23 protein-coding genes and 1 riboswitch are annotated in these 23,649 nt (G+C 39.4%); of the genes, 11 read left to right on the top strand and 12 right to left on the bottom strand.

All coding sequences use genetic code 11. The annotated features are described in order from the left end of the window. The first annotated feature begins 16 nt into the window (after positions 1-16). Both mtnK and mtnA read left to right on the top strand, forming a co-directional pair. Positions 17-1,231 (top strand): S-methyl-5-thioribose kinase, encoded by a 1,215-nt coding sequence (mtnK, locus tag A33I_RS03190; RefSeq protein WP_022627014.1) that lies wholly within the window; start codon positions 17-19, stop codon positions 1,229-1,231. Beyond that, complete coding sequence (mtnA, locus tag A33I_RS03185) at positions 1,228-2,280, top strand: S-methyl-5-thioribose-1-phosphate isomerase (protein WP_022627013.1); 1,053 nt, start codon at positions 1,228-1,230, stop codon at positions 2,278-2,280. The genes mtnK and mtnA overlap by 4 nt, the downstream gene beginning before the upstream one ends. Before the next feature lie 696 nt (positions 2,281-2,976). Here the strand turns inward: mtnA and A33I_RS03180 are convergent. Both A33I_RS03180 and A33I_RS03175 read right to left on the bottom strand, forming a co-directional pair. Next, positions 2,977-3,921, bottom strand: coding sequence for a CobW family GTP-binding protein (locus tag A33I_RS03180; RefSeq protein ID WP_022627012.1), 945 nt, complete (start codon positions 3,919-3,921; stop codon positions 2,977-2,979). A 124-nt stretch (positions 3,922-4,045) separates the two neighbouring features. Next, positions 4,046-4,594, bottom strand: a complete 549-nt coding sequence (locus A33I_RS03175; RefSeq protein WP_012958342.1) for a DUF2179 domain-containing protein — start codon at positions 4,592-4,594, stop codon at positions 4,046-4,048. Positions 4,595-4,861: 267 nt separating this feature from the next. Between A33I_RS03175 and A33I_RS03170 the strand changes: the two genes are divergently transcribed. After that, positions 4,862-5,890 (top strand): permease, encoded by a 1,029-nt coding sequence (locus A33I_RS03170; protein ID WP_022627011.1) that lies wholly within the window; start codon positions 4,862-4,864, stop codon positions 5,888-5,890. Positions 5,891-5,941: 51 nt separating this feature from the next. Then, positions 5,942-6,895 carry a TIGR03943 family putative permease subunit gene (locus A33I_RS03165; RefSeq protein ID WP_022627010.1) on the top strand — a complete coding sequence of 318 codons (954 nt, stop codon included), beginning with the start codon at positions 5,942-5,944 and terminating at the stop codon, positions 6,893-6,895. A 43-nt stretch (positions 6,896-6,938) separates the two neighbouring features. Here the strand turns inward: A33I_RS03165 and A33I_RS03160 are convergent, their stop codons facing one another. From A33I_RS03160 to A33I_RS03135, 6 genes are all read right to left on the bottom strand, one after another. Next, positions 6,939-8,558 (bottom strand): carbon starvation CstA family protein, encoded by a 1,620-nt coding sequence (locus tag A33I_RS03160; protein WP_022627009.1) that lies wholly within the window; start codon positions 8,556-8,558, stop codon positions 6,939-6,941. Further along, positions 8,555-9,103 (bottom strand): DUF8052 family protein, encoded by a 549-nt coding sequence (locus A33I_RS03155; RefSeq protein ID WP_031311388.1) that lies wholly within the window; start codon positions 9,101-9,103, stop codon positions 8,555-8,557. The genes A33I_RS03160 and A33I_RS03155 overlap by 4 nt, the downstream gene beginning before the upstream one ends. A gap of 20 nt (positions 9,104-9,123) precedes the next feature. Then, on the bottom strand, positions 9,124-9,429 hold the full coding sequence (locus A33I_RS03150; RefSeq protein WP_012958337.1) for a CC/Se motif family (seleno)protein: 306 nt from the start codon (positions 9,427-9,429) through the stop codon (positions 9,124-9,126). Between the two features lie 326 nt (positions 9,430-9,755). Next, positions 9,756-10,700 (bottom strand): aminoimidazole riboside kinase, encoded by a 945-nt coding sequence (locus A33I_RS03145; protein WP_022627007.1) that lies wholly within the window; start codon positions 10,698-10,700, stop codon positions 9,756-9,758. Positions 10,701-10,725: 25 nt separating this feature from the next. Next, on the bottom strand, positions 10,726-11,565 hold the full coding sequence (licT, locus tag A33I_RS03140; RefSeq protein WP_022627006.1) for a BglG family transcription antiterminator LicT: 840 nt from the start codon (positions 11,563-11,565) through the stop codon (positions 10,726-10,728). Between the two features lie 425 nt (positions 11,566-11,990). Further along, entirely contained in the window at positions 11,991-12,509 is a 519-nt protein-coding gene (locus A33I_RS03135; RefSeq protein ID WP_022627005.1) for a PTS sugar transporter subunit IIA, read from the bottom strand. A gap of 239 nt (positions 12,510-12,748) precedes the next feature. On the opposite strand from A33I_RS03135, the gene A33I_RS21390 reads away from it, so the two are divergent. Then, a complete protein-coding gene (locus A33I_RS21390) occupies positions 12,749-12,985 on the top strand; it encodes a YjcZ family sporulation protein (RefSeq protein ID WP_022627004.1) in 237 nt (78 codons plus the stop codon). A gap of 157 nt (positions 12,986-13,142) precedes the next feature. On the opposite strand, the gene A33I_RS03125 is transcribed toward A33I_RS21390, so the two are convergent. Next, positions 13,143-14,729: a glutathione ABC transporter substrate-binding protein gene (locus A33I_RS03125; protein ID WP_022627003.1), complete on the bottom strand. Its 1,587-nt coding sequence runs from the start codon at positions 14,727-14,729 to the stop codon at positions 13,143-13,145. Between the two features lie 253 nt (positions 14,730-14,982). Beyond that, positions 14,983-15,084, top strand: a riboswitch (purine riboswitch). 166 nt (positions 15,085-15,250) lie between these two features. On the opposite strand from A33I_RS03125, the gene A33I_RS03120 reads away from it, so the two are divergent. Beyond that, positions 15,251-15,844 (top strand): xanthine phosphoribosyltransferase, encoded by a 594-nt coding sequence (locus A33I_RS03120; RefSeq protein ID WP_022627002.1) that lies wholly within the window; start codon positions 15,251-15,253, stop codon positions 15,842-15,844. Positions 15,845-15,856: 12 nt separating this feature from the next. Next, entirely contained in the window at positions 15,857-17,386 is a 1,530-nt protein-coding gene (locus tag A33I_RS03115; protein ID WP_022627001.1) for an NCS2 family permease, read from the top strand. Positions 17,387-17,429: 43 nt separating this feature from the next. Here the strand turns inward: A33I_RS03115 and A33I_RS20120 are convergent, their stop codons facing one another. The 3 genes from A33I_RS20120 to A33I_RS03105 all read right to left on the bottom strand — a co-directional run bounded on the left by A33I_RS20120 (position 17,430) and on the right by A33I_RS03105 (position 19,357). Continuing rightward, complete coding sequence (locus tag A33I_RS20120; protein ID WP_022627000.1) at positions 17,430-17,579, bottom strand: YycC family protein; 150 nt, start codon at positions 17,577-17,579, stop codon at positions 17,430-17,432. Between the two features lie 57 nt (positions 17,580-17,636). Further along, complete coding sequence (locus tag A33I_RS03110) at positions 17,637-18,503, bottom strand: SDR family oxidoreductase (protein WP_022626999.1); 867 nt, start codon at positions 18,501-18,503, stop codon at positions 17,637-17,639. A 110-nt stretch (positions 18,504-18,613) separates the two neighbouring features. After that, the gene (locus A33I_RS03105) at positions 18,614-19,357 is read right to left on the bottom strand and encodes an SDR family NAD(P)-dependent oxidoreductase (RefSeq protein ID WP_022626998.1); all 744 of its coding nucleotides are present in this window, start codon (positions 19,355-19,357) and stop codon (positions 18,614-18,616) included. A 133-nt stretch (positions 19,358-19,490) separates the two neighbouring features. Between A33I_RS03105 and A33I_RS03100 the strand changes: the two genes are divergently transcribed. From A33I_RS03100 to A33I_RS03085, 4 genes are read left to right on the top strand one after another with little or no spacing between them, the layout of a single operon-like run. Beyond that, complete coding sequence (locus A33I_RS03100) at positions 19,491-20,291, top strand: carotenoid biosynthesis protein (RefSeq protein WP_022626997.1); 801 nt, start codon at positions 19,491-19,493, stop codon at positions 20,289-20,291. Next, the gene (locus tag A33I_RS03095; protein WP_022626996.1) at positions 20,288-21,013 is read left to right on the top strand and encodes a lysophospholipid acyltransferase family protein; all 726 of its coding nucleotides are present in this window, start codon (positions 20,288-20,290) and stop codon (positions 21,011-21,013) included. Before A33I_RS03100 ends, A33I_RS03095 begins: the two co-directional genes overlap by 4 nt. Next, a complete protein-coding gene (locus A33I_RS03090) occupies positions 21,010-22,119 on the top strand; it encodes a glycosyltransferase family 2 protein (RefSeq protein ID WP_022626995.1) in 1,110 nt (369 codons plus the stop codon). Before A33I_RS03095 ends, A33I_RS03090 begins: the two co-directional genes overlap by 4 nt. Next, positions 22,116-23,594, top strand: a complete 1,479-nt coding sequence (locus tag A33I_RS03085) for a phytoene desaturase family protein (RefSeq protein WP_022626994.1) — start codon at positions 22,116-22,118, stop codon at positions 23,592-23,594. The genes A33I_RS03090 and A33I_RS03085 overlap by 4 nt, the downstream gene beginning before the upstream one ends. Positions 23,595-23,649: the final 55 nt, after the last annotated feature.

Here is a 23,649-nt window from a genome sequence, read left to right as displayed (position 1 = left end):
TTTAGGAGATGATCTAATGAGTACAAGCATTGCCACGACAAGTTATGAACCATTCACAGAAGAAACGGCTATCGCCTACATCGAAAAGCTTAATCAGAAGCTCGGCCTCTTCCCTGCACCTTCTCTTCTTATATGCAAAGAGATTGGTGATGGTAATCTTAATTATGTATTTCACTTGAGCGATTCACTAAGCGGACAATCTCTCATTATCAAACAAGCACTACCTTATGCAAAAGTGGTAGGGGAAAGCTGGCCCCTTACTTTAAGACGAGCAAAAATTGAAGCGGAAGCCTTGCAAAAAGCTGCAGAAACTGTCCCATCATTGGTTCCTAACGTGATACATACTGATGATGACTTAGCTATCACTGTTATGGAAGATTTATCTGACTATACTATCTTAAGAAAAGGACTAATTGATGGTGAGACCTACCCTAATCTTGGCAGGCATATTGGGACATATCTAGCAAAAACGATCTTTCATTCCTCTCCTTTTGGTGAAAACCAGCAAGAGATAAAAGAAATCTCAGTTAGATTTACAAATCCTGAGCTTTGTAAAATCACAGAAGACCTCGTGTTCACAGATCCTTTCTTTGATCATGATACAAATGACTTCGAAGATCATTTGAAAGATACTGTGAATGAACTATGGAAAAACGAAGAGCTTAAGCTAGAAGCTGCCAAACTTAAATATATATTTCTTACAAAATCAGAAGCTCTCATTCACGGGGATCTCCACACAGGGAGTGTGTTTGTTACTGCAGAAGAAACAAAAGTGATTGATCCGGAATTTGCTTTTTATGGTCCTGCTGGCTTTGATTTAGGTTTATTTATTGCTAATATACTATTAAATACCATCTCAAAAACGGCTATAGATGAACAGCAGCATTCTGACCTGTATCAAACCATCATCGAAACAGTAGAGGTATTTAAAGAAGAATATAAAAAGCTATGGCAAAACCACCATGTAGAAGCTTTTATACAAACAGAAGGCTACGTCGATTATATGCTAGGTACCATTTTTGAAGATGCTGTTGGCTTTGCTGGCTGTGAATTAATTAGAAGGATTATTGGACTTGCTCATGTGGCTGATATTGATAACATTTCAGATTGTCAAAAACGTTTATACGCTCAGCAAAATGCGTTGCAATTAGGAAGCACTTTCATCATAAAAAGACGAAATATTCGTACGATTGATCAATTAATTCAAGAAACAAAGGATGTGTTAAAATGACCATTCAATCTGTTGAGTGGAATCAAGAAACAAACGTACTCCGGATCCTAGACCAAAGACAATTACCTCATAAAGTGATTTTTGTAGATGCCGTTTCCATTGAGGAAGTTTGGGAGGCCATCACGTTTCTTAAAGTAAGAGGCGCACCTGCGATTGGTATAGCCGCAGCTTTTGGCCTCGTTTTATGGAGCGAAGAAAAGCAATCTAATCAACTTGAACTCTTTTTAGATGAGCTGCGGGCCAAACGAGATTATCTTGCCACAAGCCGCCCTACTGCTGTTAATTTATTCTGGGCCATAGACCGAGTGATTGAAGCAGCTATTAAAGCTAAAAGTGTCGAGGAAGCAAAAAAGCGGTGTGTATTTGAGGCAATAGCGATCCAAGAGGAAGATAGGAATACGTGTAGAAAAATTGGAGAATTTGGTCTAGAGCTCTTGGAAGAGGGAGATACGGTACTAACGATCTGTAATGCTGGAGGGATCGCAACGGCTCAGTACGGTACAGCTCTGGCTCCTTTTTACCTCGCAAAAGAAAGAGATATAGAATTAAAAGCTTATGCGTGTGAGACCAGACCCGTTTTACAAGGTGCAAGACTAACTGCTTGGGAATTGCAACAGCTTGGTACTGATGTAACCTTAATTACTGACAGTATGGCTGCTCATGTATTAAAGACAAAAAACATTACTGCGGTGATTGTTGGAGCGGACCGAATAGCCGCTAATGGAGATACTGCAAATAAGATAGGTACATACGGTCTTGCCATCTTGGCTACAGCACATGATATTCCTTTTTATGTGGCAGCACCTTTTTCAACCATTGACCTCAACACGTCAACAGGAGAAGATATTCCTATTGAAGAACGGGCACCCCAAGAAGTGACTCACCTCCAAGGTGTTGCGCTTGCACCTGATGGTACCAAAGTATTTAACCCTGCTTTTGATGTTGTACCTAATGAACTGATTAGCGGAATCATTACTGAAAAGGGGCTTATAGAAGGTGACTTTGAAAAAAAATTACAAGCACTCAAAAATGACTCCGTACACGTATAGAACGTAAAGAAGTTGAGTGATAAAGGTATTTTAACTTCTGGTAATCTGACATTTCAGATACCGCATATGTATAGCGCTCCTTTAAATTATTAAATTGATGTGGAGCTGGAAAGTTGTCAGTTCAACTGAAAAAGGCAAAAAATGCAGTGTAGGCGTAAGCTCTCCGCTCCTGAAATATACTTCGCTTTCCGCGGGAAGCTGCTGAGCCTCCTCGGGCTTGGCCCTGTGGGGTCTCAGCCCTGCTTTACATCACGCAGGAGTCTCCGTATATTTCCTCCGCTAGATTAGTACATTCAATAATTATTAAGTGTAGCGATATAGTTATCGTCAGTTCAAATAATAAAAATGCAGACATCCTTGGGTCTAGGTCTATCTGCTAAGTTCACTGAACAGTGATTATAAAAGTGGGACACTTTACAACATCTTTGCCATGTTGTTTGGAGCGGAAGGCGCCGACTCCAGCGGTATGCGCGTGACCAGGGAGATCCCAGAGGAGCGAATGCGACAAGGAAGCTCCCGGGCCGCCCGCGGAAAGCGTGTGCCTGCAGTGGAAATCAACCAACTACAGCAGGAAGAAACATCTTCTGTACCTTCTTTATCCCCCACAATCTACATTTATTTCATCCGCTAGATTAGCGATGGGTTCGTATCTTGATCCAGCACTCTAATAAAATCCCGACCTCTATTATCGTTTCATTAACAATTCTTCTTAAAAGAATCCAATAACTCTTCTTTCTGAATTCCTGTGCCAATCAAAATGATAACAGGCTCATCTTCCCTTTCAGCAGGCGTTAACTGCAAAGTCTTGGATGCATATTGAAAGTGAAAGAGTCTTGGTGTTTCAGTTAAGCGAATTACTCCTTTAGCTCGAATGATCAGCTCATCATTTTTCTTCAGCCACTTCTCAAAAGCTACCCTCTCTATATTCGGTACATCTTTTACTCGAACAGCTTGGAAAGTATGTTGATGATGATGATGGTGGTGATGGTGGTTTTGACTTTTTTCAGACTCTTCTAATTCCCACTTAAATCTTGAGGCGAACAACTCAGTATGATCTACATTTCCCATCTCAGTTTCAATAATAGGAGTGTTTTTCTGCTTCAAAACTTCAACTTTCTTTTTAACTTTGTTAAGCGTACGGCCGTCTGTTAAATCCATCTTATTAAATAAGAGTAATGAGGCAAACTCAACCTGTTGTTTTAATAACTGTCTTACGTCTTTAGAACTTTGAAACCGGCTTTGATACTCGAGAAATTTACTAGTATCTATTACACTTATAATCGACTGTAATTGAACGGCCTCAACTAAATGTGGGTGTGTGAGTGCTTCCATTATTTCTTGGGGATTAGCAATGCCTGTCCCTTCTATAAATAATATATCTCCTGGATCGTCTGAGCGCAAAAGCTCCTCTAGTTCGGTTCTCATATCTTCTTGAATCGTACAGCAAATGCATCCATTCAATAATTCAACCATTTCAACATCAGTAAATAAATGACGTTCTACATTCGTTTCACCTAGCTCATTCAAGACAATAATTGGTCTTAAGCCGTCATCTTTAGCTGATTGGATCATACGCTGCAGGACAGTGGTTTTTCCGCTGCCAAGGAATCCCGTTAACACATATGCAGGAATTTGTTTCATTGACCTGTCTCCTTCTCTTCTTTTCTACAAAAATATCATAAATAACCTCACAAATCAAAATCATTCTTATTTACACAAAGAAAAAAACATAAGGTTCCCCTTATGTCTTCCTCTATCATTTATATTATGCACTCATTTTCTTCTTCAAGAATTTTTCTTTACGCTTTTTCATCGCTTTTGTAATGTAACCGCCTTTAAAATTACGCGGTTCAAAGGAAACGATAAACGCACTTGGCTCATAAGCATTTACAATTTCAATAAACTCTCGCTCACGATCTCTCCGAGCTGTGCAATCTAGTCTAAAACGAGAAGAATTCATTCCTTCTACTTCAGCAGTCGAAACACTGAATCCTACCTCTCTTAAACGATTTGTTAATTCCTCATTACGCTGCATAATGTTGACTTCAATTGTTACATAACCAATCGCGAGCTTTTGTTCAATAATTGCTCCGATATAAAGTCCAACACCAAAGCCCAATGCATACGAAGCCATATTTAAATAGTTGGATAGATCACTGAACACGAGTCCAAGTGCTCCAACATAAATAATCCCCTCAAGTATACCCATAGCAGCAGCCTTCTCTTTCATCCCCTTAACCATCATAATCGTACGTAAGGTTAAGACTGGTACAAATAAAAGCTGGGCAACAAAAATAATTAAAGCCTGAACCATATTCAATCACCTTCCTTTACTATTATCCATCAGGCAACTCCCGTAGTTTAACAGGAAAACAACCATGAATCTACCACTTTTTTTCTACTTCTTTCGATATTTTTTCAATTTTATTACGAATGCAACGGTTTCCCCTGTTGTGAAGCTGTTTATGATAAACTAGCTAGGGAACTTTTTTCTAGCAAAGTTATTCTATATCTACTAAATCTAAAGTCACTCACATAAGAATAAATAGAACCTTCTAATAAAGGAGTCGATTTAAAAGAAATGAAAGCAGGTAAAAAATTAATAGGTTTTGGCAAAGACATGATCGGCTTTGTCTTGCTGCTGTTGTTCTTAATTTTATTTTTCAATATTGAATCATTTAAAAATACGGAAGCCTCTATCGCTGTCCCTGATACATGGTTAACGGTTAATACAATCTTCTTAAGTATAGTAATTGAAGCGGTACCCTTTATTTTACTTGGAGTCTTCGTGTCTGCTTTAATTCAAATCTATGTAAAGGAAGAATGGATACATCGTTATCTTCCAAAAAATGCTTATGCAGCCCTTCTGCCCGCTGCCTTTTTAGGAGCGATCTTCCCTATTTGTGAATGTGCCATCGTTCCTATCGTCAGACGACTCATCAAAAAAGGAATGCCCCTGCATGTGGGTGTGGTCTTTCTAGTCGGGGCACCCATCTTAAATCCAGTTGTAGCTGCATCGACTTATTATGCCTTTAGAACAGATTTAACCGTTTTATATGCGAGAATGGGACTAGCGTTCATACTTGCTATTATTATTGGAGGCATACTTTATGTCATTTTCAAAAATAGTGAGCAGCTAAAGTTATCTAAAGATGAGCTAGTAGGTATTACCCCTGTTACTATTGAAAGCCCTGTGCGCAAGATGAATCGGTTTAAGCAAACCCTCTATCACGCTTCAGACGAATTTTTCTTAATGGGAAAATATCTGATTCTTGGGGCATTTATTGCCTCGTTATTTCAAACGTTCCTAGATCGTGAGCTTCTTCTTACAATTGGAAGCAACGAATGGTCTTCAACGGCTGTAATGATGGCTTTCGCCTTCTTGCTTTCATTATGCTCTGAGGCAGATGCTTTTGTAGCTTCATCATTTGGAAACACATTTACTACTGGATCACTTATAGCCTTTTTAGTATACGGACCTATGCTAGACCTAAAAAATACAATTATGCTATTTGCGTTCTTTAAAGCTCGCTTTGTTGTTACATTTATGATCGTTGTTACAGTGACTGTTTTTGCGGCAGTGATGACTCTTCAGTTATTCATATTGTAAAAAGTACTTAGCTTGTAAAAAGTATTTTAAAATAAATGAGGTGAATGGAAATTGAAGAAAGAAACAGACTTAGGATTTCACGCCTATATTCGAGGGATTATTTTAATCGGCTTTGCTTTATTAATATTGGCATTTATCATTACTGGCAACATACGTTACTATATTGCCGTAAATATGATGCCGTTTATCTATTTTGCTACGGGCGTTTTTCTCTTGCTCGGTGTCGTTCAGATTATAAGAAGCACATCAAAAGGCCAAGAGGAAGAGCTGTTATGCGATTGCGGAACCGACCACAGTATGGAAGGTTCTCCTGTTACTAAATTACTTATTTACTCTATTTTCATTGCACCTATTGTTTTAGGGTTTGTGTTGCCGGATAAAGTATTAGATTCAACTGTTGCGCAAAACCGGGGGGTCCAATACGGTTCAGGCATTCTAACAAAACCAACAGCTCAAGTGTCGGAAGAAGGATCGCAGACTTCTCGAGCGGAAGCCTATTTAAATGATCCTGATGGTTATATGGAAAATCTCGAGTCAGAAACAAGCGCCAGTGACGAATTCAGCACAGAAGAATTTTATACTGAGGAAGGGTTTAACTCCTATTACGACGAAATGGCACAAGAGTTACTTGCAGAAGAACGGATTGTAGTTACAGAAGAAAATTATTTAGATATTATGACTGTCCTAGATTTACACCTAGACCGCTTTGTCGGGAAAGAAATTCATATAGTAGGATTTGTGTACAGGGAACCTGATTTTGATGATAATCAGTTAGTCGTTGCCCGGTTTGGAATGACTTGCTGTGTTGCCGATGCATCGGTTTATGGAACGATGATTGAAACGACTGAAGCAACTGCATTTGAAAACGATACATGGGTCAACGTAGTAGGTACGATTGACAAAACAATGTACAATGATTTTCACATACCTTTAATCCAGCTCGATACGATTAACGAAGTTCCAGAACCAGACACTCCATATGTCTTCCCAAGCTTTGGGATCTAACAAAAAAGGCAGCTCTTATGAGCCGCCTTTTTTGTTTCTTTATTTACATTTTAACCGTACGATCTTGTTCTTCTTTCTCTCCTAATGCTCTCCAACCTTCAATGGCTAGGAAGATACATAGAATAAATAAGATGAATGCTGAAACAAATAACAGCCAATTGCTTGCGATAAAGTTGTTATACATTAATACCCCAAGTGCTGCTACTGTGACAAAGAACATAAAGTACATCGGTATAACGACATAGAAAGTACGAGCTCCAGTCTTTTTAAGCCAGACAGCTACTGCAAGCAGGGCAAGTGCACCAAGCATTTGATTAGCTGAACCGAATAGCGGCCAAATTTGACTCCACGTTCCTGATAGAGCTAGTGCAGCCGCAAAGACAAGACCAGATGCTGTAGCCACATGTGAATTTTGGAACGCTTTTGGCGCTCGGTCTTCGGTAATTTCTTGGACTGCATAGCGCATAAGGCGCGTAGCAGAATCTAGTGTTGTTAGTAAGAAAGCAGAAGCTGTCAGGGCAGCAAATGTCACGGCAACCGTTTCGCTGATACCCCAAAATGACATAAAGTAACCGATACCAGCAGCAAATGTTCCAATCGGACCGCCTAATGCATCCATTCTTGCTGCAAAGTCTGCTTGTGATAAATACGCTACAGATCCGATAGCAATAATCGCTAAGAAACCTTCAAGGAGCATACCGCCGTAAGCAATAAATTTACCATTTTTCTCATTATCAAGTTGTTTCGCCGTTGTACCTGATGATACCAATGAATGGAAACCCGAAATAGCTCCACATGCAATCGTAATAAATAAGATTGGGAATAAAAAGCCCATCGTCTCATGACGGAAACCAGTGTATGCTGGTAATTGAATAGATGGAGCGGCAATTAAGATCCCCACTACGGCTCCAATAATTAACCCATATAATAAGAAGGCATTTAAATAATCACGCGGCTGAAGAAGCAGCCATACAGGCATAACAGAAGCTGCATAAGCATAGCCTAGTAAAATGAGTGACCATGTCGGTGCACTTAAATGGATGGGGAAGTTAATTCCTACCCAAATCGATAATAACATGGCAATGACACCAAACACGCTTGCAATTGCTAAATTGACACGAAGCTGGTTTACAAAGAATCCAAAAATAATAGCAACACCTAAAAATAAAATCGACGCTGTAGCGGCTTCAGGAACGGATACAAACGTATTTGCTACAAGAATCATAAATACACCGACAACTAAAATTAATGTTGCAATAGAAAATGTAAGAAATAATATCTGACCTCGTCCACCCATATATTCTTTAATTACCGCACCAATTGACTTCGCTTTATGGCGGATAGAAGCTTGAAGTGAAGTATAATCATGTACCCCGCCAATGAAAATACTACCAATAATAATCCATAATACCGCAGGCAGCCAGCCAAATGCTACAGCTGTTATCGGACCTGTAATCGGGCCTCCACCAGCAATGGTTGCAAAGTGATGTCCAAGCAATACGGGCTTCTTGGCAGGAACATACTCTACCCCGTCATTCACTTCAACTGCTGGAGTCACACGGTTTGGATCCACTTTTAATTCTCTTTCTAGAAAACGACCATAAATACGATAAGCAAGTAAGAAAATGACCCCTGAGATCATCATTAATGTTAAAAAGTTCATACTCTAGCTTCCCCCTTTAATAAGGCATCCTGAAATCCCTTTACAAATTCTCTCCCTTTGTTGTTAACGAGCACTTTTCTCTCTGTAAGGTCAACAATCGCAATGTAGCGATCAGCCCAGCCATGCAACCCAAACTTTAAAAACTGCAGCTTCCGAGCCTTCTTCACCTCCTTCAAAACAGCTTTATCTATAGGTTGATTGGTTACAATAAATCCTATAAAAAATGTCGACATATGTTCACGTTTAGATGGTACAAACTCTTTGATTCTAGCATCAATATCTTTGGCGAACTTCTTTATATCTGATGGAGTGATGGCTTGTTCTTGATGTTTGACAAATGCATATTGCTGATTTTCAACACTCCATACCTTAATTGACTTACTCATTAGATATTTCTCATCACGCCTTTTAAATTCAGCATAAAAATCAAGCAGTGTATCGCCTATTCTTTCCTCCCGGTACACATTAAACTGCATCGTGTATTGATTAGCCATATCATTAATAAATTCTTTCATTTTCTTTGTGCTGACTTTAGTCTTGTGCATTCCCTTCACCTTACTCCCCTTTAAAATCTCTCGAGTCCTGTTGCTTGTAGTTGTTTGATCCAGCCGAATGTAGATAGATCAATTTTTAAACCTGTATCTTTTAGAGGAAGGTTCGGTTCAATTAACAACTCTATTTCATTATGCTGAATTTTCTGAAACTTATTTCTATCAAAAGGCGCCTTATAAGATAAAATAAGTTCAGTAATCCCCCCTGTGCAGCAGGAAGAATTTCCGTGAAATAATGAAATGCTTACTGTACCTCCGTGCTTTTTTATAAAGTCATAGGCACGTTTTGAAATGGTGATAGGAATGTTCGAATCTTTCATTTAGACCCCCCATTCTCAGTGTACCTTCTAAAACACTCATATATTGAATGTTATTATTTAACCCTTAATAGTATTAACAATTTTCGAACTTTTCTACCAACTATTTATCATTATACAAAAATAGAAATAGAAAACAAGAGAAAGTTCACTAATTTGTTCGATTTTCTAACAATTCCATTAAATTATATGTTTTTATAGTACATTTCGTATAAAAAGAGCTGTTCTAGGATGAACAGCTCCTTCTTTTGTCTTATAAAATTAAGTCAGCCATCGTTACGATCGACTTATTTTCCATAAAAACACATTAAGATCACCGGACACACACTCTACTTTTGTAATGTAGCTTTCACTTCATCAAGCGTAGGAAGGGCAGTCATTGCTCCTCTTGTAGAAGCTGCAAGCGCCCCGGATACTGAAGCAAACTCAACAATTTCCTTCCACTGATCAAGAGCGATCTCTCCTAGAGCCGTATTTCTTTCGCTCAATTGATATAAGATTCCTGAAACAAAAGCATCCCCTGCTCCAGTAGTGTCAACTGTTTCAACTTTCATTGCCGGCACATGAATCGTTTCATTATCAACATGTACATAACTCCCCTTGCTGCCATAAGTAACAAGCAGCACCGGAATGTTGTACTTTGAAAGCTTTTTTATACCTGCTTCAAGTTCTATTTCACCAGTCAAAAATGTAAGTTCTTCGTCGGAGATTTTTACAATGCTTGCTTCTTTTAACATTGAACTAATCGTTTCTCTAGCGTCTTCTTCTGAAGGCCATAACCCTAATCTTAAGTTAGGATCATATGACACAATCATATTATGTTCCTTAGCCATTTTTACTGCTTGTAGAGTAGCACTTCTGCTTGGCTCGGAAATCATTGAAATGGAACCATAATGAAGAACATTATGCCCTATAAATAACTCGGAATCTAAGTTGTCTATAGAAAGAAAACGATCTGCACTAGGATCAATATAAAAGCTGAAATTACGCTCACCCGATTCATCTAACGTTACAAAAACGACTCCAGTTCTTGCTTCCTCTGTTAAGATCATAGAAGTAACATCTACCCCGTGGTTTTGCAACGTTTCTTTGAGAAACTCTCCCAATACATCTTGCCCAACTTTACCAACAAAGGTAGATTTCGCACCTAATTTAGCTGCTGCAACAGCCACATTTGCCGGAGCACCGCCGGGGCTTTTTTGATAAGTGATATTCTCTTTGTCTAACGGAATAAAATCAATTAATGCTTCACCTAAGGATATAATCCCTTTCATATTCAATCACACCTTATTTTTTTCTTTAACTTCGTTCTTTTTTATCAATTCGTTGAATGTGTAATGTTAAATAAACAAGTTCTGATGCGGGGAGAGCCTGTTCCAAACGTTCCTTTACATGATCTCTCAGCTGCAAGGCCGTTTGATAGGATCTGCTGTATTTCTCCTTTACAAGCGCGTGCATGTCTGGGTCTACATCTTGAAACGGTTCATTTTCTACTACTCGCCTCAAAGCAAAATTTAAGTGAGTCATTAATCGTTGATACGAAATGGAGTCTTCTTCAACTTTGACTTGCAGTGTATTTTCAATTAATGAAATGAGCTCATGAAGGATAACGGTAGTATTCATCACTTCATTCATGGTAGAGGCATTCATCTTGGCTGTATGAATGTGAAGAGCTAAATGTCCTGCTTCATCTTCAGGTAATCGAACTCCCGTTTTTTCGAAAACCAAGTCGACAGCCCATTTACCAATTTCAAATTCAGCAGGGTACAATGCTTTAATTTCGTGTAATAATTTATTATGTAAGCTGAACCCCTGTTTTATACGTTCAATGGCAAACGAAAGATGATCGGCTAAAGCCACATGAACATGCTCATTTAAACTGGCTTTTAACTTCTTCTCGGCATACGTAATGATTTGCTCAGCTAAAGAAATATGTGCTTCAGGCAGCATTTTTAACATTTGAGTAAATTTTTCATATTCATTCTTATCTTTCATGACAAACACTTTCTCAATCTTCTCAGGGTTAATTAAATCATTCTTCCGCTTACCAAAAGCTAATCCAGAGCCCATAACAATAATTTCTTCTTGCCCCTCTTTTACAACCACTACATTATTATTTAACACTTTATTAATCCTCATCATCATGCTCCCTACTTAATCCGCCATCAACAATATATCATCCGAATAACACCCTACCATTGTAACGAAATGAAACGAAAAGCGAAAGTGGCTTGCATAGGTACGATGACAGGTGGAGCTATGATAATTAGAAGCGCTTTTGGCTTCGTTTAGCATAGTGAAGCTGCCAAGGACCTAGCCACTGCAGCTAGACAGGAAAAGCGAAAGTGAATGCTTTGGCATTGCAGGTAAATGAGGAGAAGCAATATGAAGTCGCTTTTTGACTTCATTTGATTCACCGTTTTACCTCGCAGGCCAATGAACTGCAGCTAGACACGAAAAGCGAAAGTGAATGCTTTGGCATTGCAGGTAAATGAGGAAGCAGATGTAAAAAAAGTGAAGCTGTTTGACGGCTTCACTTTTCTCATTCAACTATTAATTTAAGATTAGCCCTTCATCTTTAATGTAAGAAGAGGAGTTTCACCTGCAACCACATCGGTTGCTGTTTCTTTGATGACGCTATCTAGGTCGTCTTGGTTTGTAACAACAATTGGCGTAATGATGCTTGCCGCTTTTTCTTTTACAAGTGCAAGGTCAAAGTCAACTAAAGGATCTCCTACTTTCACTTTATCTCCTTCTTTAACATGAGCTGTGAAACCTTCACCTTTCATATTAACCGTTTCAAGACCAATGTGAAGTAAGATCTCTGCTCCGCTCGGCGTTTTGATTCCAATCGCATGTTTTGTCGGGAAAACCTGCATGATTTCTCCTGATACAGGAGCCACAACTGTTCCATTAGCAGGTTCCACGGCAACACCGTCACCCATCATTTTCTCTGCAAAAGTTGGGTCTGGAACATTTTCAATAGCAACATATTTCCCCGTCATTGGAGAGTGAACAATTTCTTGAGTTGGTTGAACTGGTGCTGCTTCCTTCTTATCTAGTCCGAATAATTTTTTAAACATGTCAAATACACCTCTCAATTAATTTCATACTTACTAATTACATGACTGGAAATAATGCTTTTTTCAGGAAAAAGAAAAAGACCTAAAAAAACGCATAAAGATAGCTTAGTGCTCCCCATTCGTTTCTCAAGGTCTTGCCTGATCTAATCAGTTACAATCCTGCCATATTCATTTCGCTAACACATTTTAATATGAACAATAGACCTTGTCAAATGATACCGCTTTAGGGGAAGCGTTGTTTGTACTATTCCCTTGTTTACCATTTCTCAAACAAGAAAACATATCATGGCGGGATTGATGATTTTCACCTGAAAAATGATGATTCGCCCAAGCCATCTCAGCTAATTGACATAGTATGTATGGAACAGAGCAGAAAGGAGTTGACAGCTATGGGTTACTCTTATCAAGGTGGGTTTACGTTAATTGTCGTATTATTCATCTTATTAGTCATTGTCGGTTCCGCTTACGTATGCTAATTACACTTTAAGAACCCCCTCCTTATAGTGAACGCATATAACCCCCCAGTTTATAAACTGGGGGGTTAGTGGATATACATAGTCGTTATATTATGGAGTTATACTATGTTTTATACTAATGGTTTTATACTAATGGTTTTATACTAATGGTTTTATACTATTGAATCGTCACATCACGGAGGTAATATAAGCTGCTCGGATGAATCCAAAAACCTTCTACCTCATCACGAAGACCAGCTAGATGCTCTGTATGATAAAGAGGCACTAGAGGAGCTTCTTCGATTATAATTTCCTGTGCACGTTTGTAAATGTTTAATCGCTCGCCCTCATCTGTTTCTTGGCGGCCTAATACAAGCAGCTCATCTACTTCATCATTAGCATAGAACGTACGGTTTCCAGTCATGCCGAAGTTAGATGAATGAAACATCGGATAAAGTCCGTAATCAGCATCAGCTGTCACCGTTCCCCAAGCACCAATCATCATATCATGTTCTGCATTCGTGATACTGTCTAAAAACGCACCATATTCCATCGCACGAATATCAGCTCGGATCCCAATCTCAGCTAATTGACTTTGCAGGTATTCAGCTACGTCAATACGAATTCTTGCATCATCGGTCCAAATGGCTGTATCAAATCCACCTTCATAACCTGCTTCGGCTAATAAGTCTTTTGCTTGATCCACGTTATAAGGAAGGCCTTCTACTTCATCACTGTAGCCAAAAACCGGTGGAGCCAGAGGTCCTTTGGCAGGGAGTGCAGCTCCGTCCATAATGCCATCGATGATCTGTTCTTTATCGATAGCCATTGAAATCGCTTGTCTAACAAGCTCATTATCAAACGGTTCTTTTGTGTTGTTAAATCCTAAATAGGCTAAGCTTACACTATCTTCTTTTGCGACTTTAACCCCTTCCGTTTGCTCTATACGAGTAACATCACTTGGGTTTAAGTGGCCGATAATCTGTGCTGTATTTGTTTCAAGCTCTGCAACACGAGTTAAATCCTCAGGCACTACTTTAAACGTAATAGAATCGACCTTTGCAGCTTCTCCCCAGTACTCTTCATTCTTAACGACTCTTACCGACTGTCCGTGAACACGATCTTCAAACTTAAAATATCCAGACCCAACCGGATTAGAATTAATGACACTTCCAGGTTCTTCTCCCTCATCCATAGCCGCATAATCCGCCGTAATGGCTTCAGCACTAATTATATGACCGCCAGGGTGTGCAAAATGAGCTGGAAGCGGTGCAAATGGAAACTCGGTTTCAATGTGTACTGTATATTCATCAATTACTTCAACATTTGTAATCATATCAAATAAAAAGGCAACCGGAGAAGCAATAGCAGGGTCGAGCAAACGCTCAATATTTGCTTTAATAACTTCCCCAGTTAATTTCGAACCATCATGAAAAGTTACTTCTTCTCGTACCTTCACTTCCCACGTTGTATCATCAATTGGTTCGAATGATTCAGCTAATCCCATATGCATCGTTAGCTCTTGATCTGTGTAGACTAATGTATCATAAATAGTACGACCAACATTAAGTGTTTGGTGATCATTTCCTAAATGCGGATCTAGCGTTTGAGGGTCTGCTTGAACATCAATCACTAAATCTCCCCCGCTTAACTCTGCCGGATCAGCTGCTTTTTCACCCACTTTTTCATCATTTGAGCACGCAGCCATCATTGCACTAATTAACATTACCAACATAAATAAAGTGTATAGCTTAATTTTCCCCACTTTACGTACCTACTCTCTATTAAATTTTTATGATATTTACTGATTATAGCGTGTTTTCACATAAACACAAGTAAAAAGATAGGAATAGTCAAATCCAAATTATAAGGAAGGTTTTGAATATTGAATTCATTATTATCAAGGACCATTTGCGCATTGAAAAAACGAATGAATTTTCTAAATTTAAGTTTTTTATTCGTTTTTTTAAAAAAGCTCTTTAAAAAATAGACATAATACTCTATACTAACCCCTATACACAAACAATATAAAACAAACTCGTATAATCGTGAGGATATGGCTCACAAGTTTCTACCAAGCTGCCGTAAATGGCTTGACTATGAGTGATGATGACAATCGGATCAAATAATAGTTCAATTGAACAGGTGTTGTATGTATATTACTACTTATTTAGCAATATACATTGCCTTACTTTTCTTTTGACAAAAACCCGAATGTCAAGGTATCACTTGTAGTCTACAGGTGCCTTGATATTCGGGTTTTTTCATTATTAGGGAGGGGATCGTATGCAAGAGCTAAAAAATGCAATACGAGAAAGAGGAAAAGTATTATCAAATGATGTGTTAAAGGTTGATACTTTTTTAAACCATCAAATTGACACGGAGCTAATGGCATTGGTCGGCAAGGAATTTGCTGCACGCTTTAAGAATGATGGGATTACTAAAGTTTTAACTATTGAATCATCAGGTATTGCACCTAGCTTTATGGCAGCAACAGAACTTCAAGCACCGTTGATCTTTGCCCGTAAGAAAAAGTCATTAACGTTAACGGATAACCTCCTTGTAAGCAAGGTTTATTCTTTTACGAAACAAGAATCAAATGATATATCTGTCTCCAAAGATTTCATCCAAGAAGGAGATCGTGTGTTAATCATTGACGATTTCCTTGCTAATGGCCAGGCTGCATTTGGATTAATAGAAATCGTTGAACAAGCAGGAGCTAGTGTTGCTGGTATTGGAATTGTGATTGAAAAATCATTCCAAGAAGGAAGAAAAAAGCTTGATGATGCTGGGTATCGCGTCGAATCGCTAGCACGCCTGCACACTTTAAATGAAGGTAAAATTACATTTGTTGATGAACTCGTTTCATCTCACTCATAAGGAGGCTGCATCATGACGACTAAACCTATTCATTATCCCCTTTATAAAAGAGAGGATACAGATGCATTTTTTGCCTTATTCCAAAATAACTTAGCAAACTTTGTGATTATTGCGGTCACTATGCTCGGTATGGGATTCCCTGCTAGTATTGTGTTTGGCAAAGTTATTCCTGGTGCTGCTGTTGCTGTTATGGCCGGAAACTTATATTATGCGTACATGGCAAAGCGCTTGGCAGTTAAAGAAAACCGAACTGATGTAACCGCCCTGTCTTATGGGATCAGCACCCCTGTTATGTTTGTCTTTTTATTTGGGGTTCTTGCTCCTGCTAACGCTCTTACAGGTGACCCTGAGCTTGCTTGGAAAATTGCTGTTGCCGCAGCCTTTTTAAGTGGTTTGATTGAAGCTGTAGTCAGCTTATCTGGAAACTGGGTCCGTGACCACCTGCCGCGTGCAGCCATGTTAGGAGCTCTTGCGGGTGTGGCAATCACATTTATTGCTGGTGAAATGTTATTTAATACATTCTCCATCCCGGTTGTAGGTCTTGTTGCATTAGCTATTATTTTAGTTGGTGTAGTTGGTAAAATCGCAATGCCATTCAATATCCCGGCATCATTATTCGCCGTAATCATCGGTACTGCTCTAGCTTTTGCCTTAGGGTATCAATCTCCTGGAAGTATTGCTGAAGGTATCTCAAACATGGGATTTTACCCAATCGTCCCTTCACTAGCTGCATTTGAAGGAATGACTTATTTATTTGGAGCACTTATTGGATTACTTGCCGTATTACTGCCTATCACACTTTATAATGCAATTGAAACGATGAATAACGTCGATGCGATGGCAGCTGCAGGTGATTCCTATGATGTTCGTGAATGCCAAGCTGTGGACGGAACTGGGACGATGCTTGGTGCCATTTTTGGAGGATTGTTTCCTACAACTGTTTATATTGCAACAGTCGGCTCAAAACAAATGGGAGCCGGACGCGGGTACAGTATATTAAATGCCGTTGTTTTTGGTGCAGCAGCTGTAACAGGTGTGATTGCTGCATTAGCCGCGATTATTCCATTAGCTGCGATCGCACCAATTCTTGTATTTGTCGGCTTATCAATGGTCACAACAGCTTTTCAATCTAATGAAAAGAAATACTATCCTGCTGTTGCGATCGCAATGCTGCCGTATTTCGCTAACTATGTTATGACACGATTTAATAATGGAGCAGGTGAAGTCGTTGCCGGGATTTCTGAGGGGATCGTTCCACTCGGACAAGGAGCTATGTTTACAGCTATTTTACTTGGGGCTATAACGGTTGCTATTATCGATCGGAATTTTAAACAAGCAACCATCTTTTCTCTGATTGCTGCCTTCTTATCTTTTGTAGGTTTTATGCATGCACCAGCTCTTGCAGTTAATGCTGCACCAGATTATGCTATTGGATATGTATTAGTTGCAGTTTTCTTTGTTTATTGTGCGTATAAACAAGCATCGGCACAAGAAGTCACAGAGCCTGCTTTAACGAAAACAAAACAACAAGTAGCCTCTTAATAAAATGAAAGACGTATCCGCAGTTAAGTGCGGATACGTCTTTTTATTTTTCTGAGCTATCGTTTTTTTTCTCAAGCTCAGCCAGTTTTGCAATCAGAATATGCTGAGGCATATGCATAATTTGTTCAATCGGCACATTCAATGATTTAGATAATTTCTGTGCAGTCTCGGCTGAAATTTGTAAAGGTCTCATGTCATCACTCCTCGTATTTATTAGTGTAGCGGATGTGACTCTATGATGGCAACACCTTTAACCGTTTACAATGGTCCCGCCGTTTACATGAAGCATCTGTCCGCTGACATAAGAGGAATCATCAGATGCTAGATAAACATAGGAAGGTGCCAATTCTTCCGGCTGCCCCGCACGTCCTAGAGGAGAATTCTGCCCAAAAGAAGCGACATGGCTTGCATCAAAGCTTGCTGGGATAAGCGGCGTCCAAATAGGACCAGGTGCCACCCCATTTACTCGTATGCCTCGTTTAATTAATGATTCTGATAAGGAACGGGTAAAGCTGACGATCGCCCCTTTTGTTGAGGAGTAATCGATTAATTGATCATTTCCTTGATATGCCGTAATAGATGCTGTGTTAATAATACTCGCACCTGCTTTTAAATGAGGCAGTGCTGCTTTTGTTACATGGAAAAAGGAGAAAATATTTGTTTTAAATGTTCTCTCTAACTGCTCTGCAGTGATCGCTTCAAGTGATGTTTGAGGATGCTGCTCTGCTGCATTATTTACTAGAATATCTAGCTGATTATAGGTTTCAATCGTTTTTTGAACAAGCTGCTTAGCAATGCTTTCCTCTCCAATATCACCAGTGAATAATAAACATTGCTTCCCTTCTTTTTCGACTAACCCTTTGGTAATCTGGGCATCTTCATGTTCATCTAAATACCCAATGACAAGGTCTGCTCCCTCTCTAGCGAATGCTACAGCAACCGCTCGTCCAATCCCGCTGTCTCCTCCTGTAATGAGAGCTACTTTCCCTTCAAGCTTCCCGCTCCCCTTGTATTCCGTCCGGTCATACACAGGTTTTGGGTTCATTTCCTCCTCAAAGCCTGGCTGGCGATTTTGATGCTGGGCTGGCTGACTAGTTGGATACGATTTATTTGTCATATAGCAACACTCCTTTTCCATTAGCTTCTCACTAATGAGAAAAATCATGAGGCTTCTATCACCCGGAAATGAAGAAACCTTTTAAAGTTTCCACTATCAATGTCGTTGTTTTAATGTTCATAAATCATTTTCCGAGTCATGCCCCCGTCAATAACGATATTCTCACCAGTGATGAATGAATTCTCTTTTTGAGTTAAAAACAGGCATGCACGCGCAATATCTTCTGGTACGCCGACTCTTTTTGAAAAATGCTGGTTGTGATCAACCTCTCTTAGTTCCCCTGCATCTCCTGTATGAATCCATCCAGGGCTGATCGCATTTACACGGATCCCTGAATCTTGAAGACTCGCTGCAAAAGCATGTGTTAGAGAGATGATACCCCCTTTTGAAGCAGCGTAAGCCTCAGAATTTGGTTCAGATATGATGGCTCTAGTCGACGCAATATTTACGATCGCCCCATATTTATTTTGCTGCATTACCTTTGCTGCTTCTTTTGTAAAAATAAACACACTTCGTAAATTCGTGTGAATCACATCATCCCATTCGCTCACGTCTAAATCAAAGGGAGGTTTAAATGAAGAAACACCTGCATTATTAATCAAAACATCAATTCGCTCAAATTGTTGTTTCACATGTCCAATCAATTCTTGTATTTGATCTTCAGACCTGACATCACATGCCATAGGATGATAAAGGTGTTTGTCTTTTTCATCTATTTCTCTAGCCGTTTTTTCGACTGCCTTTTGATTGATATCACAAGCAATTACGGTCGCTCCCCTTTTGACATACTCTAATGCAATCACTTTCCCTAAACCCTGTCCTGCTCCTGTTACAATTACGATTTCATTTCTCATGATAATGCCTCCGTTCTATTTAATTAACAAATTGTGTAATTTAATGTGCTGTACATTTTAACGCGTTGTACAATATTTGTACAATTATCTAAATCACTTTATAATGATCATAGTAGATAAGGAGGCTAAAGTCATGTCACACACATTCGACCGTATACTATTCGGCTTATTTATTTTTTGGTACATAAACGGAGTCATTCTATTAACCTTTGATATTCTGCCTCCTGCTCTTGAGTGGGCTAACGCAGTGTTTCTCATCTTATCCGGAACTCTTGGAGTCGTTTACTTTATCCGAAATTATGGTGCCGCTCTTGGGAGTGTGATCAGTGCTGCTATCTTTTTGATTACACTGCTTGTTGAAGGGGCAGGAGTTCATTACGGGTTGTTTTTTGGACACTATTATTACAATCCAGATTTTGGTCTTGTCGTATTCGACCTTCCTTTAACGATCGGCTTTGCTTGGTTGATGGTTATAGCAACGACCCATGTCATCAGCAAACAACTGACAAAAGCCCTTTCTAATACTTGGATTAGGGGACTGGTTTACGTTGTAGCTGGCAGTTTATTCGCTGTTGTGATTGACTTAATCATTGATCCAGTGGCTTTCCATATTAAAGAATATTGGATATGGGATCAGGGCGGGTTGTATTATGACATTCCTTTTTCAAATTTTGCAGGATGGTTTTGGCTTGCTTTTTTACTTCACGCTATTATTTATCTTCTGCTTTCTTATAAAAAGGTTTACCACATTGATCAATCACCTTATTGGAAGATACGTATGGTCTGGCTATTTGGATTAATGATTTTCATGTTTATGGTCATTGCTGCAACTGAACAGCTTAGGCTGGCTATTGTTGTCACTGCCATCCCTACCTTAATTATTTTATTGAGCTATCTCCTCTCACTACAGAAAGAAGAAGGTGAGTCTAGATGATTAGAGATAAGAAGAGTGTCTGGTTTTCAAAAGTGTTTCATTTTTATACCACTCATTGGCTTCTAAAAAGATCCTTTTATTCAGTCAATCTAAAGGGAACATTCCCTAAAACGGACAGACCTCTTCTGTTAATCGCCAATCACAGCAGCTGGTGGGATGGTCTCGTTTCCTTTTATTTATCCAACGAGTGCTTACGTCATGAATCGTTTGCTATGATGAGTGAGGAAGGGATGAAGTCCTATTCCTTTTTTAGAAAAATAGGTGCTTTTTCAGTCAACCCATCCGATTCTCGCTCTCTCCTAGACTCGTTAAACTATGCCCAGACCAAGTTGACAACTAAACAAGCCCTGTGGTTTTTCCCTCAAGGGGCTGAACAACATCTTGAAAAACGGCCGCTTGAATTTAAATCTGGTGTTGGCTACTTATTAAAAGATAAGAAAGATGTATTAGTCGTTCCGCTCACCTATTACTACACCTTTAGACACGAGCAAAAACCTGAGCTATATATTCATGTCGGGACTGCTATTGAGAATAACAGCGGTCTAGGGGGAAATAGAAAAGAGATCACACGCTCATTAGAAAAAGCACTTACAAGGCAGCTTGAGGAGCAAAAGGAGGAGTTGGTTCTTGAGAAGCCATCAGAGTATCAATCTCTTTTGCAAAGTGGAAAAACAGTCAGTGAATGGCTGCAAACATTCACTTTAAAGGGAGGAATTAAATGATGACAATGATCCTCTGCTTCATTCTTTTCGTCATATTAATATGGGCCATGATCAATCGCTTATTTATCCCGAAGCTGCCAGATAAAAGTGAGAAACGTATCACCTACCCCTTGCTTTCTGTTTTGGTGCCGCTTAGAAACGAAGAGCGCAATGTAGGTGACTTACTTTCTTCTTTATCGAAGGTAACGTACCCAAATGTAGAATTTATTTTTCTAGACGACGGTTCAACTGATCAGACTCGACCTCTTCTAGAAACATACAGTCAATCTCTTACCAACGTAACTATAATCGACGGAAAGCCGCTCCCAAAAGGATGGGTGGGAAAGGTTCATGCATGCTATCAACTTGGAGCAAAAGCGCGGGGAGAATTTCTCGTTTTTATTGATGCAGACATTCGAATAAAGTCAGATACACTTCATAAAGCTTTACAGTTATTGGAGAAACATAAAGCAGGATTGCTTACAGGGTTTCCATTCTTTCCTACGACAAGCTTTCTAAGTAAACTGCTTGTGCCTATGCAGCATATGATTGTTCTTATGCACCTGCCGCTTTTTATGGCTAACTATACAATGAAGCCTGCTTTTACTGCTGCCCATGGTGCTTTCATGTTTTTTAGCCGCGAAGCCTATGAGAAAGCCGGCGGGCATCAGACCGTTCAAAGTTCTCTTGTCGAAGATGTCCATCTTACCCGCGCTGTAAAAAAAAGCGGCAGCAAAGCAATCATTGCGAATGTGACAGCTGACGTTACATGCTATATGTACGACAGTAATAAAGAAGTATGGGAAGGGTTTTCAAAAAACATTTTTCCCGGTATAGGAAGGTCAGTTATACTAGCCGCTTTTCTCTCTATTTTTTATTTTTTGTTGTTTATTGTGCCACTCCCTCTTGCCTTATTCGGTCTATTTACTTTGCAATTTTATTACTTGTTACCGTTAACTCTCACTTGGGTGATCAAATTCTTTATCGATCGTTCAATGAATCAAGAAAAGTGGCTGTGGCTCTTCATGCCCCTCTCGGCAATCAGCTTATTATTGGTATTATATCGATCCATGTTCTTAAGCTTTAATGGGAAGGGATTTGTTTGGAAAGGACGGCGTTATTCATGAAAAAGAAAGTTGTAGGGATTGTTGGCGGGGGCCTGGGCGGTTTAGCTAGTGCAGTACTGCTTGCCTATCATGGTTTTGAGGTGCATTTAGTAGAAAAGAATCAACATTTAGGTGGAAAGATGATGCGCCATCAGTTAGGTGGTGCTCAATTTGACTTTGGTCCAAATACCATAACCATGCCTAATGTGTTTAAAAGTATATTCAAAGAGACTGGTGTCAACCCGGATGATTATCTTGAGTTTATTCGACTAAAAACCCACACCAGAAATCACTTCACAAATGGGACGACGCTAGATTTGTCCACTGATGAATCTGAGGTAAGCAGACAGCTCACTTCATTTGAGCCAGATGCTCCTTCTTGTTATTCAAATTATTTAACTGAAATCAAGCGTTTATACGGATTGTCCGAGCGCTACTTCTTTCATCGAACCTTCACCAGCTGGACTGATTATCTTTCACCAGAGCTTGCTCGTGCGCTTACCCAAGTAAGGCCGCACCAAACCCTTGATTCATTTCATAGAAAATACTTTACAAATGAGCAGGTAATCCAAATGTTTAACCGATATGCAACCTATATCGGCTCCTCTCCGTATGTTGCCCCTGCTACATTTGCGATGATTGCTTACTTAGAGTTAATCGAGGGAGTGTATTACGTTAAAGGGGGAAACCCTGTCATTGCGGAAGCTCTAACTAGAAGAGCTGTAGAACTTGGTGTGAACATTAAGACAGGCACAGAAGTGATACAACTTGAAGTGGAAAACAATCGCGTAACGGAAATGACTTTGTCGACAGATGAGGTCATTGCTGTAGATGAAGTGATTATGAACGGGGACCTTTTAACCGTATATCCTTCCTTAGTAAAAGAAAAGTACCGCCCTTCTTTTAAAGATCGAAAAAGAGATTCCTATGAGCCCTCAATTTCTGCGCTCGTTCTCTTAGTTTCTTTAAATAAACGGCTTGATTCACTTATTCACCATCAGGTTTATTTTAGCGAATCGTACAAAAAAGAATTCAATGAATTATTCACAAAAAAACAGCTCCCGAAAGATCCTACAGTGTATATATGTAATTCATCTTATACGGATCCTGACGTCTCACCTGATGGAGATAATTTATTCATTTTAGTGAATGCACCAGCCATCACAAATAAAAAGGTTCCGCTAGATTTAGAATCATATAAAGAAGTAATCTATGATAAACTAGAGGCTTTTGGTGTAGAGATCAGACCCTATATTTTAGAAGAAATGACAATAGAGCCACATTGGATTGCTTCCACATTTAATGCATATCGCGGGGCATTGTATGGGCCAGCATCTAATAAACGAAAAGATGCATATTTAAGGCCAGCAAATAAAGCAAAAGACTTGAGCAATCTATACTTTGTCGGCGGCTCGACTCATCCAGGAGGCGGGTCTCCAATGGTCACATTAAGCGGCAAGAATATAGCGAAGGTACTCATAGATAAACATGTTTAAGGAGCTGTCTTTTGACAGCTCCTTCTTAACGTATAGCAGATAATGCAATAAGATA

Origin of the sequence: Alkalihalophilus marmarensis DSM 21297, assembly GCF_000474275.2 — a bacterium.
GTDB classification, from domain to species: domain Bacteria; phylum Bacillota; class Bacilli; order Bacillales; family Bacillaceae_D; genus Alkalihalophilus; species Alkalihalophilus marmarensis.
This window is presented reverse-complemented; position numbering and strand designations above follow the sequence as displayed.